15 protein-coding genes and 1 pseudogene are annotated in these 12,577 nt (G+C 63.3%); all 16 read right to left on the reverse strand.

Going from position 1 to position 12,577, the window contains the following annotated elements; genetic code table 11:
• Window positions 1–12 precede the first annotated feature (12 nt).
• The gene (locus tag NX862_RS12670; RefSeq protein ID WP_264494267.1) at window positions 13–381 is read right to left on the reverse strand and encodes a YNQ4 family lipoprotein; all 369 of its coding nucleotides are present in this window, start codon (window positions 379–381) and stop codon (window positions 13–15) included.
• A complete protein-coding gene (nuoG, locus tag NX862_RS12675) occupies window positions 381–2,381 on the reverse strand; it encodes an NADH-quinone oxidoreductase subunit NuoG (RefSeq protein ID WP_264494268.1) in 2,001 nt (666 codons plus the stop codon). Before nuoG ends, NX862_RS12670 begins: the two co-directional genes overlap by 1 nt.
• Complete coding sequence (locus NX862_RS12680; protein ID WP_264494269.1) at window positions 2,381–3,163, reverse strand: class I SAM-dependent methyltransferase; 783 nt, start codon at window positions 3,161–3,163, stop codon at window positions 2,381–2,383. Before NX862_RS12680 ends, nuoG begins: the two co-directional genes overlap by 1 nt.
• Window positions 3,160–3,555 (reverse strand): DUF5333 family protein, encoded by a 396-nt coding sequence (locus NX862_RS12685; protein WP_264494270.1) that lies wholly within the window; start codon window positions 3,553–3,555, stop codon window positions 3,160–3,162. The genes NX862_RS12680 and NX862_RS12685 overlap by 4 nt, the downstream gene beginning before the upstream one ends.
• Window positions 3,556–3,647: 92 nt before the next feature.
• Complete coding sequence (locus NX862_RS12690) at window positions 3,648–3,989, reverse strand: hypothetical protein (protein WP_264494271.1); 342 nt, start codon at window positions 3,987–3,989, stop codon at window positions 3,648–3,650.
• On the reverse strand, window positions 3,986–4,315 hold the full coding sequence (locus NX862_RS12695; RefSeq protein ID WP_264494272.1) for a hypothetical protein: 330 nt from the start codon (window positions 4,313–4,315) through the stop codon (window positions 3,986–3,988). The genes NX862_RS12690 and NX862_RS12695 overlap by 4 nt, the downstream gene beginning before the upstream one ends.
• A gap of 3 nt (window positions 4,316–4,318) precedes the next feature.
• Window positions 4,319–5,614: an NADH-quinone oxidoreductase subunit NuoF gene (gene nuoF / locus NX862_RS12700; RefSeq protein ID WP_264494273.1), complete on the reverse strand. Its 1,296-nt coding sequence runs from the start codon at window positions 5,612–5,614 to the stop codon at window positions 4,319–4,321.
• Between the two features lie 12 nt (window positions 5,615–5,626).
• A complete protein-coding gene (locus tag NX862_RS19460; protein ID WP_413694566.1) occupies window positions 5,627–5,857 on the reverse strand; it encodes a DUF5337 family protein in 231 nt (76 codons plus the stop codon).
• Window positions 5,854–6,105, reverse strand: coding sequence for a hypothetical protein (locus tag NX862_RS12705; RefSeq protein WP_264494274.1), 252 nt, complete (start codon window positions 6,103–6,105; stop codon window positions 5,854–5,856). Before NX862_RS12705 ends, NX862_RS19460 begins: the two co-directional genes overlap by 4 nt.
• 11 nt (window positions 6,106–6,116) lie before the next feature.
• A pseudogene (nuoE, locus tag NX862_RS12710) lies at window positions 6,117–6,818 on the reverse strand (NADH-quinone oxidoreductase subunit NuoE); the annotation flags it as partial.
• Window positions 6,818–8,062 carry an NADH-quinone oxidoreductase subunit D gene (locus NX862_RS12715; protein WP_264494275.1) on the reverse strand — a complete coding sequence of 415 codons (1,245 nt, stop codon included), beginning with the start codon at window positions 8,060–8,062 and terminating at the stop codon, window positions 6,818–6,820. The pseudogene nuoE and the gene NX862_RS12715, both read right to left, overlap by 1 nt.
• Before the next feature lies 1 nt (window position 8,063).
• Window positions 8,064–8,657 (reverse strand): NADH-quinone oxidoreductase subunit C, encoded by a 594-nt coding sequence (locus NX862_RS12720; RefSeq protein ID WP_264494276.1) that lies wholly within the window; start codon window positions 8,655–8,657, stop codon window positions 8,064–8,066.
• Window positions 8,658–8,660: 3 nt separating this feature from the next.
• Window positions 8,661–9,191 (reverse strand): NuoB/complex I 20 kDa subunit family protein, encoded by a 531-nt coding sequence (locus NX862_RS12725; RefSeq protein ID WP_319800878.1) that lies wholly within the window; start codon window positions 9,189–9,191, stop codon window positions 8,661–8,663.
• The gene (locus tag NX862_RS12730) at window positions 9,182–9,547 is read right to left on the reverse strand and encodes an NADH-quinone oxidoreductase subunit A (protein WP_264494278.1); all 366 of its coding nucleotides are present in this window, start codon (window positions 9,545–9,547) and stop codon (window positions 9,182–9,184) included. The genes NX862_RS12725 and NX862_RS12730 overlap by 10 nt, the downstream gene beginning before the upstream one ends.
• Window positions 9,548–10,047: 500 nt before the next feature.
• Window positions 10,048–10,947 carry an NAD(P)-dependent oxidoreductase gene (locus tag NX862_RS12735; RefSeq protein WP_264494279.1) on the reverse strand — a complete coding sequence of 300 codons (900 nt, stop codon included), beginning with the start codon at window positions 10,945–10,947 and terminating at the stop codon, window positions 10,048–10,050.
• Window positions 10,948–10,980: 33 nt separating this feature from the next.
• The gene (locus NX862_RS12740; protein ID WP_264494280.1) at window positions 10,981–12,555 is read right to left on the reverse strand and encodes a trimethylamine methyltransferase family protein; all 1,575 of its coding nucleotides are present in this window, start codon (window positions 12,553–12,555) and stop codon (window positions 10,981–10,983) included.
• Window positions 12,556–12,577: the final 22 nt, after the last annotated feature.

Below are 12,577 nucleotides of genomic sequence, written 5' to 3' on the forward strand. Positions count from 1 at the left end.
TTCATTCGGTCCTTAGACCGTCGGTATTCCCTGCGCGGCGCAATCGCGCACCGTCACTTCCGCATCAATGTTGCGCAGCCCCAGGGGCAGCGCCGCCGAGATGGTGTAAACCGCATCTCCGCGCGAAATTCCACCGCTTTCCGCGATATTGGTGCGCAAATGACGCGCGAACCCATATCCCCGGATCAAGGCATACTGCGCCGCAGCGCAACGGGCGTAGGCTATGACATCGTCCTTCGCCCGCGCCCCTTTCATCGCCACCCGGAATGTCACAAGATCGTTGTCCATCAAGATGGTCTCGATCCCCAGATACTCAGGGCTATAGGCCTTGGGCTCCTCTGCACAGCCCATCAGGGCCACAAGAAGAAGAGCCCGTTTCATCATTCCGCAGCCAACCGCGTGTCGCGGGCGGCTTCCTGTGCGGCCAATTCGCCCATGGTCGTCGAAGCCCGGGCAATCGGATTGGTCAGATAGAAGGAGCCCCGCGCCAGACGGAAGCTGGCCGCGCCCATGTCCATCCGGGTCAAGGGCGTCCAGCCGTTGTCGGCCACTTGGTCCACGGCGCCCAGATGAGGATGGGCCGCCACAATGCGGCTGCGCAATTGGGCGAGTGAATCCCAGGGCAGTTGCTTGCCGACCTCAGCCGAAAGCGCCCGCAGGACGGCCCAGTTCTCCTTGGCCTCGCCGGGGGCGAAACCGGCGCGCATCGCCAGTTGCGGACGGCCTTCGGTGTTCACGAAAAGCCCGTTTTCCTCGGTATAGGCCGCGCCCGGCAAGATCACATCGGCGCGGTTCGCACCCCGGTCGCCATGGCTGCCCTGGTAGATCACGAAAGCCCCAGAGCCAATTTCGACCTCATCGGCGCCAAGGTTATAGATGACATCGGCGCCCTCGGTGGCCGCAATCAGACCGCCTTCGGTCACAGCGCCCACATCCAGCGCGCCCACTCGGGCGGCGGCGGTGTGCAGGACCAGAAGCTTGCCGCCGATCCGGCTCGCCAAAGCCATGGCATTGGCCAAAACCGCCTCGCCATCAGCCTCAGAGATCGCGTTCTGACCGACGATCACCACGCCACCCGTCTCAGCCGTCCCGGCCGAGGCCAGGGCCGCGCGGTCGGTGCCCGCATGGGTGTAATCATAGGTCAGGTCCACGGCCTCACCGATCAAAGAGACCACAGCGCCCTTCAGCCAAGCCTTGCGGATGCGGGCGTTCAGCACCGGCGCCTCGACCCGCGGGTTCGATCCCACGATCCAGACAGCCTTGGCCCCGTCGATATCGGCAATCGTCGCATTGCCGACATAGGCCGAACGATTGCCCGCAGGCAGACGCGCGCCATCGGTGCGGGATTCGACCGAACCGCCCAAGGATTCAACCAACGATTTCAGCGAATAGGCCGCCTCGACCGGAGCCAGATCGCCGACCAGACCGGCCAGCTTTTTCGCCCCCGTCATCGCCTTGGCGGCAGCGGCCAATGCCTCCGGCCAGGTGGCTTTGCGCAGCTTGCCATTCTCGCGGATATAGGGCGTGTCCAGACGCTGGCGGCGCAACCCGTCCCAGATGAAGCGCGACTTGTCCGAGATCCATTCCTCGTTCACGCCATCGTGGTTGCGCGGCAGGATGCGCATGACTTCGCGGCCCTTGGCGTCGATGCGGATGTTCGACCCCAGCGCGTCCATGACGTCGATCGACTCGGTCTTGGTCAGCTCCCAGGGGCGGGCGGTAAAAGCATAGGGCTTCGACGTCAGCGCCCCAACCGGACACAGGTCGATGATATTGCCCTGCAGGTTCGACGCCAGCGTCTCGTTCAGATACGAGGTGATCTCGCTGTCCTCGCCGCGGCCCGTCTGGCCCATCTGATGGATGCCCGCGACCTCGGTCGTGAAGCGGACGCAGCGGGTGCAGGAAATGCAGCGCGTCATCTCGGTCTTGACCAGCGGACCCAGGTTCAGGTTCTCGGAGGCGCGCTTGGGCTCGCGATAGCGCGAGAAGTCGACGCCGTAAGCCATAGCCTGATCTTGCAAATCGCACTCGCCGCCCTGGTCGCAGATCGGGCAATCCAGCGGGTGATTGATCAGCAGAAATTCCATCACGCCCTCGCGGGCCTTTTTCACCATGGGCGAGTTGGTCTTGACCACCGCGGGTTCGCCGTTCGGGCCGCCGCGCAGATCGCGGACCTGCATCGCACAGCTTGCGGCGGGCTTGGGCGGGCCGCCCACGACCTCGACCAGACACATCCGGCAGTTGCCCGCAATCGACAGACGCTCGTGATAGCAAAAGCGCGGCACTTCGATGCCCGCGGCCTCACAGGCCTGGATGATGGTCATCGCGCCATCAACCTCGACCTCGATACCGTCGATCAGAACTTTCTTGAGGTTGGACATCAGCGTTCCTCGCCTTTCTGAACCTTCGACGCTTTGCGCGCCACCGCCCGGCCACTGTCGCCGGTGCCGACGAATGTGTGGATGGGCTCGTAAACCATATCCTTGTCGAGCACCACGAAAGAATCGTGAATATGCATGCCCGCCAAACCCGTAGCGACCATCGGCCGCGTCACTTCGCCGTCGTGATACCAGTGGTGCATGTCATCCACCAGATCGCGCAAGCTGTTGAAGAAATTCGCCTTGGCCTGCAACCCGCCGCCCCAGCGCGTCCAATAGGCCGAGTGCAGATCCTCGATCAGATAGACGCCGCCATTGGACAAAAGCGGAAACAGCGCCTTCAGGCTGGCTTCGATATGGGCCATCTCGTGGCTGCCATCGTCCAGCACCAGATCGACGCCGCCCATCTCGTCCACGACGCGGGCCAGGAAATCCGGATCATCCTGCGAACCGATGCGGACCTGACCATGATCGCCGTCAAAGCGGGCGCATTTCTCGCGGATATCGACGCCAAAGATCACGGCATCGGGGCCAAGCCAGCGGCGCCACAGCTCCAAAGAGCCGCCCTGCGCCACGCCGATCTCCAACATGCGGACCCTGCTGCCCCGGAACCGCGCCATGTAACGTTCATAGATCGGCAAATAATGGTGCCATTTGTGGACAACCGCGCCCTGATGGCTGGCATAAAGCCCGCCCAGATCGCCCAGGGACGGATATTTCGCCGCCAGGTCGGCTGCGACATCAAGGCCCTCGGGGGCGCGGTAGGTGCCGGCGCGTTTGCTCATGGTGAGGCCCTGAGAAGCTGGCCCGCCAGGGTCTGGCGCGCGATCTGGTCGCGGCCTATCACGCAATAGGTTTCCGGATCGTTTGCTTTCGCCCCGGCCTTTTGCAACGCTGCCGCCGCCAGCGCCGCAATCCGCGCCTTTTGCCCCTTGTCGGCCAAGAAAGCCTTCACATCGGGCTCGGCGTAACCCTGCGCGCGGGCATGAGACTTCAGCGCCTCCATCTCGGACCAGACGGCGAACCAGCGCACCTTGATCGTGGGACAGGTGGTGCGGATCACATCGCCCAGACGGGCCGCGGTCAGAACCTCGGTCACATGGGTATCGGCGGCGATGCGGGGATCGTCGGCAAAGGCGGGAAAGGCCAGAAAGGCCAGGATCAGGGCGGCGCGCATGGAAACCTCCGGGTTGGGACGCAGCCATCCTGACCGCCCCCGCCCCGTCATCCCATCACGCGCCCGGGCCTGCGGCCTGATATCCGATAGCGTCATGCGCAATCCCCGTCGAAGACCCAGGCGTTCGGCTGCGAAAACCGCGCCATCGCCGTGGCCCCGAAATCGCGGTTGAATTGCTGGCACCAGGCCATAGCGGCCTTTTTCGCGGTCAAACCCTCGGAGTAATCGAAATCCCGGCCGATCCGCGTCACACGGAATTCGAACCCATGCGCCGTCGCCGTGCGCGAGATCTGGTAGTCATGCGGCGCCCGCGTCACGACCGAAGGGCGGCCGTCAACCAAAGGCAGCGACAGCGGCGCCTTGGCCGGGGTCTGCGGGATCTCGATCGGCAGGCAACCCGCCAAGGCGATCAGAAAGGGGAGCGCCCGTTTCACCGGCAGGCCCCCCGGAAGGTCCAGGCGCCCTGCCCCTCTTCGGCGGCAGAGGCGCTGAAGTCGCGGCCAAGCGCCTGACAGGCCTTGCGCCCCGCGACCTCCGCCATGGCGGCATCGACGCGGGCGCGGTCGTTCAGCGTCACGGTCACATCGCCATCGGCCAGGCGGACGCGCCACATCACCCAGCCGGAAATCACCGGAAAGCTGATGCCACGGCTGGCCTGGGTCGCCAGGCGCAGATCATCGGCATCGGCCTGCGCGCCGGCCATGACCGGACCCGAGGCGGCAAGCCCCAGGGTCAAGGCAAGGATCAGCGCGCGCGCCATGGCTTACTCCGCCGCGATGGCCGAAAGACGGCCGGTCTTCTTGGCCTTGATGCGATCCTCGATCTCGTTCCGGAAGGCGCGCACCAGGCCCTGGATCGGCCAGGCGGCAGCGTCCCCCAGCGCGCAGATCGTGTGACCCTCGACCTGCTTGGTGACGGACAACAGCATGTCGATTTCCTCAAGCTCGGCGTCGCCGGTCACGATGCGGTTCATGACGCGCATCATCCAGCCCGTCCCCTCACGGCAGGGCGTGCATTGGCCGCAGCTTTCGTGCTTGTAGAACTTGGACAGCCGCGCAATCGCTTTGATCACATCGGTCGACTTGTCCATGACAATGACCGCCGCCGTCCCCAGACCCGACCGCTGTTCGCGCAGCCAATCAAAGTCCATGATGGCGTTGTCGCACTGTTCCTTGGTGAGCAAAGGCACCGAGGAGCCACCCGGGATCACCGCCTTGATATTGTCCCAGCCGCCGCGGACGCCGCCGCAATGGGTTTCCAAGAGTTCGCGCAGCGTGATCGACATCGACTCTTCGACCACGCAGGGGTTGTTCACATGGCCCGAGATGCCGAAAAGCTTGGTGCCGGTGTTGTTCGGACGGCCGAAGCTTGCAAACCACTCTGCGCCACGACGCAGGATGGTCGGCACGACGGCGATGGATTCCACGTTGTTCACGGTCGTCGGGCAGCCATAAAGGCCCGAACCCGCCGGGAAAGGCGGCTTCATCCGCGGCATGCCCTTTTTGCCCTCAAGGCTTTCCAGAAGTGCTGTCTCTTCGCCGCAGATATAGGCGCCGGCGCCGTGATGCAGATACAGATCAAAGGGATAGCCCGACCCGCAAGCGTTCTTGCCCAGAAAGCCCATGTCATAGGCCTCGTCGATGGCGTTCTGCAGCGCCTCTTTCTCGCGGATATATTCGCCGCGGATATAGATATAGCAGGCGTTGGCGTTCATCGCGAAAGCGGCGATCAGGCAGCCTTCGACCAGAGTATGAGGGTCGTGCCGCATGATCTCGCGGTCTTTGCAGGTGCCGGGTTCGGATTCGTCGGCATTCACCACCAGATAGGACGGCCGGCCATCCGACTGCTTGGGCATGAAGGACCACTTCATCCCCGTGGGAAAGCCCGCGCCACCGCGGCCGCGCAGGCCCGAGGCCTTCATGATGTCGATGATCTTGTCGCGCCCCAGGGCCAGGATGCCCGCCGTGCCATCCCAATGGCCCCGCTTCATCGCGCCCTTGATCGAGCGGTCATGCATCCCGTAGAGGTTGGTGAAGATGCGGTCCTTGTCGTCAAGCATCCGTCTGCTCCTTCATCTGTGGCCCCTGGGACCATCTGTCTGGCCTTGGCGCCAGAGCCTGTAGGTTGCGACCATCGTCCAGACGAACGCGGCCAAAGCGGAAAGATCCGCAAGTAAGGCAAAGCGGGGCGGCCAGTGATATTGCCGCCCAATCTCTTGAACCAGGAGCCAAAGCGCCATGGTGACGACCAAAGTCACCCCGATGCGCTTGGCCGCCCGGGCGCGGAGATCCTCCGCGCTCAATGGTGCCCGTGCCCGTGGCCGTGGTCGTCGCCGTGGGTTTCGCCCGCGGGCGGCTCCCAGAACTGCGCCAGCAGCACGGAAAAGACGACGAAAACCCCCAAGGCCACAAGGACCGCCCCGGTCATCGGCGTGCCGAACCAGCGCGCCAGAACAACGGTCACAACCGCCGCCACCAGGGCCCAAAGCCAGCCTGCCGCAAAGGGGCCCCCGGACTCATTGGCGCTGTCGATATGATCGTGATGATCCATGATTACACCTGCACCCAGGGCGTGCGGATCGGAACTTCCGTCCCGTCGATCCGCTTGACCGTGTCACCCACATCCACCGCAATCTGTGCCGCGCCGTTATACTGCGTCCGCCCGGATTCGAAATCCTTCAGCGTGGTCAGCCCGGCCAAAGGCTCCGCGGCATAGCGGCCGTTCTGCGGCCCCGGCGTCGGAACCTCACCGGCGCTAAACCGGGCGATCAACTCGCGCAGTTTCGCAGGTGTCAGGTCCTCGTAGTAATCCTTGCCGATCTGGGCCATGGGCGCATTGGAGCAAGCCCCCATGCACTCGACTTCTTCCCACGAAAACTTGCCATCAGCCGACAGCTGATGCGGGGCGGGGGCGATCAGCTCTTTGGCGACCGCAATCAGCTCTTCGGCGCCACAGATCATGCAAGACGTCGTCCCGCAAATCTGAATATGCGCCACCGAGCCCACGGGTTGCAGCTGGAACATGAAGTAGAACGTCGCCACTTCCAGCGCGCGGATATAGGCCAGCCCCAACATCGAGGCGACATGCTCGATCGCCGGACGGGTCAGCCAGCCTTCCTGTTCCTGAGCCCGCCACAACAGCGGGATGATCGCCGAAGCCTGACGGCCCGCGGGATATTTCGAAATCTGCCCCTTGGCCCATTCGAGATTCTTCTCGGTGAAGGCGAAAGAGGCGGGTTGGTCTTTATGCAGGCGGCGCAGCATCAGCGGTCGACCTCTCCGAACACGATATCCATGGTGCCGATGATGGCGGCGACGTCGGCCAGTTGGTGGCCCTTGCACATGTAATCCAGCGCCTGGATATGCATGAAACCCGGAGCCCGCAGCTTGGCGCGCCAGGGTTTGTTGGTGCCGTCCGCCACCAGATAGACGCCGAATTCGCCCTTGGGGGCCTCGACCGCGGCGTAAACCTCACCGGCGGGGACGTGGAAACCCTCGGTGTAAAGCTTGAAGTGATGGATCAGGCTTTCCATCTTGGTCTTCATATCGCCGCGCTTGGGCGGCGTGTATTTTCCACGCGCCAGCACATCGGTTTGCGCATCGGGCAGGCGCAGCTTGGCCACGGCCTGACGGATGATTTTCACCGACTCTTCCATCTCGGCCATGCGGACCAGATAGCGGTCATAGCAATCGCCATTCTTGCCGGTGGCGATCTTGAAGTCGAATTCGTCATAACATTCATAGGGCTGCGCGCGGCGCAGGTCCCATGCCAGGCCCGAACCCCGCGCCATCACGCCCGAGAAGCCCCAATCCTGGACATCCTGTTCGGTGATGATCCCGATATCGGCATTGCGCTGCTTGAAGATGCGGTTTTCCGTGAGAAGCCCATGCAGGTCGTCCAGCACGCGCTGATAGCCGTCGCACCAGGCGTCGATATCGTCCAGCATGCCCGCCGGCAGGTCCTGATGGACCCCACCCGGACGGAAATAGGCGGCGTGGAAACGCGCACCCGAGGCCCGCTCATAGAACCCCATCAGCTTTTCGCGTTCCTCAAAGGCCCACAGAGGCGGCGTCAGCGCGCCCACATCCATGGCCTGGGTCGTGGTGTTCAGGATATGGTTCAGCACCCGGCCGATTTCGCAGAACAGCACCCGGATCAGGCTGGCGCGGCGCGGGATCTGGATGCCCGCCAGCTTTTCGATGGCCAGGCACCAGGCGTGTTCCTGGTTCATCGGCGCCACGTAATCCAGCCGGTCGAAATAGGGCAGGTTCTGCAGATAGGTCCGGCTCTCCATCAGCTTTTCCGTGCCGCGGTGCAGCAAGCCGATATGGGGGTCGCAACGCTCGACGATCTCGCCGTCGAGTTCAAGCACCAGACGCAAAACGCCATGCGCCGCAGGGTGTTGCGGGCCGAAGTTCAGGTTGAAGTTGCGGATGCGCTGCTCGCCGGTCTCCCGGTCAGTCGTGCCATCGTCATAGGCATTCACGCGGATATCGCCGTCCATCATCTCACGCCTTCTTCTCGTCGCCCGGAAGGATGTATTCGGCACCCTCCCACGGCGACATGAAATCAAACTGCCGGTATTCCTGCACGAGGCTGACGGGCTCGTAGATGACGCGCTTCAGCGCCTCGTCATAGCGGACTTCGGTGTAACCGGTGGTCGGGAAATCCTTGCGCAGCGGATGACCGCGGAAGCCGTAGTCGGTCAGGATGCGGCGCAGGTCGGGATGGCCCGAGAACAAGATCCCGAACATGTCGAAAACCTCGCGCTCTTGCCAATTGGCCGAGGGATGGATCTGGATCGCCGAGGGGACCATATCGGCTTCCCCCACCGCGACCTTCAGCCGGATGCGGGCGTTGGTATACATCGACAGCAGGTGATAGACGACCTCGAACCGCGTCGGGCGCGTGGGGTAGTCGACCGCGGTGATGTCGACCAGGCTGTTGAACCGGCAGGCCTGATCGGCCTTGAGGAAGGACAGCACCGGCAGAATATCCGCCAGGGTCACGACCACCGTCAGCTCGTCAAAGGCGATTTCCGGACAGACTTTCGCGCCCAGCTTTTCGACCAGATAGGTCGACAGAGTTTGCAGCTTTTCCATGGTTTACCTCACCAGAGTGCCGGTGCGGCGGATCTTCCGCTGCAATTGCAGGATGCCGTAAAGCAGCGCCTCAGCCGTGGGCGGGCAGCCCGGGATATAGATGTCGACCGGCACGATGCGGTCACAGCCGCGCACCACCGAATAGGAATAATGGTAATAGCCGCCGCCATTGGCACAGGACCCCATCGAGATCACATAGCGCGGCTCGGGCATCTGGTCATAGACCTTGCGCAAGGCCGGCGCCATCTTGTTGGTCAGGGTGCCTGCGACGATCATCAGGTCGGATTGACGCGGCGAAGCGCGCGGCGCGGTGCCAAAGCGTTCAAGGTCATAGCGCGGCATCGACACATGGATCATCTCGACCGCGCAGCAGGCCAGACCAAAGGTCATCCACATGAGCGAGCCATTGCGCGCCCAGTTGATCACATCCTCGGTCGAGGTCAGCAGAAAACCCTTGTCCTGCAGTTCGGCGTTCAGGGCCTGGGTTGCGACCTCGCGATCAGCGCCCGCAGCGTTTCCGGTCATCACGCCCATTCCAAGGCCCCCTTCTTCCATTCATAGGCGAAACCGATGGTCAGGACGGCCAAAAACACCATCATCGACCAAAAGCCCACCATCGAGATATCGGCAAAAGCCACCGCCCAGGGGAAGAGGAAGGCCACTTCCAGGTCAAAGATGATGAAGAGGATCGAGACGAGGTAAAAGCGCACGTCGAATTTCATCCGCGCATCGTCGAAGGCGTTGAACCCACATTCATAGGCCGAGACCTTTTCGGGGTCGGGATTGCGCACCGCAAGCACCGCGGCCGCAAGGATCAGCACGATCCCCAGACCAACGGCCACAGCCAAAAGCACGAGAATGGGGAGGTAGTCGCTTGAGAGCGTATCCACGAAGGGCTCCTTCAACCGGATTGAGCGGGCATGGCGCACCCGCAGCATTGGGCTTGGGTTTAGCGCCGTGGGGGGGCGGGGTCAACCAAGGGGAGGTTAATTTGCGCCCCCAAAGGATGTTTTTGAGGTTGCCAAAGTGTTGAATGCGTTGGAAATTTTCTTGAGTGTTTTTGTCGGAAATAGGGCGCATGACAGGAAGGGCGGTGTTCCGTCTGCCCTACCAAGCGCCTTTCGGGCGCGTGGCCCGAGGATCTTCGGGAAAAGAGGCAAGGAAAGCGGGACTGCGCATCGTCCAAACGAGCGAAACCCGGGGTTTACCCCGGGCTACGCAGCGGAACAGAAGCGTTCAAATGCCCCCCCGGCCGACGATTGACAGCGCCCCCGGGGGGGGACTTCGGGCGCTTCGGGGATCACAGCGCTTCGGGAATTGACGACGGGCGCTCTGCCGCCGCTGCGGAGCCCGGGGCATGCCCCGGGGTTCCGTCGCTTGGACCTTGGACTTACTCCAACCGCGCCGGAAAACCTTCGGCGCGCAGGTCGGTTCCCAGCGCGTCTTCCAGCAGCTTGACGATCTGGGTCGATTGCGCCGTCCCGCCATAGACGGCCTTGCCCTTCAGGAAGGTCTGGGTCGTCAGGCTGGCAAGATCCAGAGGCACGCCGAATTCGCGGCCAAAGCCCATGGCAAAGCCCAGGTCCTTCAGCGCCAGGTCCATCGTGAAGGCGATGTCATAGGACCCGTTCAGGATCAATTGCCCCTCGGTCTCATGCACGAAAGAGGTCCCCGACGAGGCCGCAATCGCCTCCCAGGCGGTTTTCAGGTCAAGCCCACCCTGCTTGGCCAGCATCAAAGCCTCTCCATCGGCCACCAGATGGATAAAGGCCAGCATATTGGTGATGACCTTGATCACCGCAGCCGACCCAAGCGGCCCCATATGGAAGATGCGGTTGCCGATGGCGCGCAAGGCGGCCTCGTGCATGTCATACAAATCCCGGTCGCCGCCGACCAGCACGGTGATCTCGCCCCGTGCCGCCAGATGGACACCGCCCGTCACCGGAGCCTCCAGCATCCTGACCCCCATCGACCGCGCCAGCCCCGCCAGCCGGATCACGTCATCGCGCCCCAGCGTCGAATTCTCGACCCAGGTGGCGCCCGGCCGCATCGCGGGCAGGACCTGGGCCAGCACGGCCTCTGACACGGCGGGCGAGGGCAGGCAGGTGAAAACGTGATCCACCTGCCCCGCCAGTTCGGCCGGTGTCGCGGCAGGCGTGGCCCCCATCGCGACCAGCCGCGCGGCAAGCTCCATGTTGCGGTCGTGCACGACGACCTCGTGGCCCGCCCTGATCAGGCTGGCCGCCAGATGGCCGCCAAGGTTGCCCAGTCCGATATAGCCGTAACGCATCTTGTCCTCCCTTTGCCTCACCCTGTCCTCCGCTTAGCGAAAATGCATCGGGTATTTCGCCCGGATCTGCGCGTCGATGGCAGGGTCGATCACATTGCCCGCCTTGGCCCAAATCTCATTCTTGCGGCGGATGGCGCTGTCCAGAAGCAGGGGCTTGCCGGCCTCGTTCCACTCCTTGGGAGACATGCGGTTGGCGACCTTGGGATAGACATATTCGGTCTGCATCAACTCCAGCGTCTGCAGCGACCCCAGGTAATGCCCGGGCCCGCCCAGACAAACCTGCTTCATCGCCTCAATCGAGGTGTTGTCTTCGGTCACTTCGATGCCCCGCACGCAGCGCATGGCCTGGCCCAACAGGTCATCGCCCATGATCAGGCTTTCGTGGCAGAAGCCCAGAAGCGAGGCATGCATCCCGACCGCCTCATAGCACATGTTCAGCCCGGCAAGGCCCGCGAGCGTATTGGTGATCCCCTGCTCCCAACCGGCCTGCATATCCGGCAACTTCGAGTCGCTGATGCCAGAGGCCGCACCGCCCGGCAGGTTGTAAAACCGGTGCATCTGGGCGCAACCGGCGGTCAGAAGCGCCTGTTCCGCGCTGCCCCCCGACATGGCCCCGGTGCGCAGGTCGCTGACAAAAGGCCAGGTGCCAAAGATGAAAGGCGCCCCCTTCTTGATCGCGTTGACATAGACCACACCCGCCAGACACTCCGCCATGGCCTGCACGATGGCCAAGGCGATGGGCGCAGGCGCCGTGGCCCCCGCCTGCCCCGCCGACAACAGCAGCATCGGCATGCCGCGGCGCACGCAATCCTCCATCACCCGGCAGGATTCCTCGGCAAATTTCATCGGCGGCACGACGAAACAGTTGGAATTGCTGACAAAGGGCCGCTCCAGCCATTTGTCCTCGCCCCCCGCCACCATATGCAGGATGTCAAAGGCCGGCGCCACCGCCTCGGGGTCAAAGAACGAGGTCCCGACATGTTTCCGCGTGCCCGCAAGGCAAGCATAAAGCGTGTTCAGATCCATGTCGCGGTTGTCGATGACATCGCGGCAGACCATGGTCCGCTGATAGAAGTGGATGTTGTCCAGATGCTCGACCAGGCGCGCCGCGTCATAAAGGTCCTGCGCGGTGGAATCGCGATAGTCATGCGTCACCGGATCGACGATATGAACCGCCGCCCCCGCCGTGCCGAAATGCACCTTTGACCCTGACAGATGCAGATCATGCCGAGGGTCCCGCGCATGCAGAGTGATATCCCGCGCCGCCACCGCCAACATATCCTCGACCAAAGCGCGCGGAAACCGGATGCGCCCGTCATCGCCCAAAACCGCCCCGGCCCCGGTCAATATCTCCACCCCCGAAGCCGGAGCATTGGAGAACCCGATGACCTCCAAGGCCTGCAAGGCGCTTTCATGGATGCGCGCCATCCCCGCCTCGGTCAGGGGCTTGTAAGTCCCGCCCACCATGCCGCCCTTGATGGGTCGCACATCATCGGCCAGAGGCGCGGCCCGCATGGCCACCCGCGCCGCCCGCCCACCCGAACGTCCACCCGACTGGGCCGCACTCCGCGCCTTCGCCGGTTCGCAAACTTCACCCACTTCGCTCATCGGCCCATCCTCATTCATCTTT

The organism is Stagnihabitans lacustris (genome assembly GCF_025950525.1).
GTDB lineage: Bacteria > Pseudomonadota > Alphaproteobacteria > Rhodobacterales > Rhodobacteraceae > Stagnihabitans.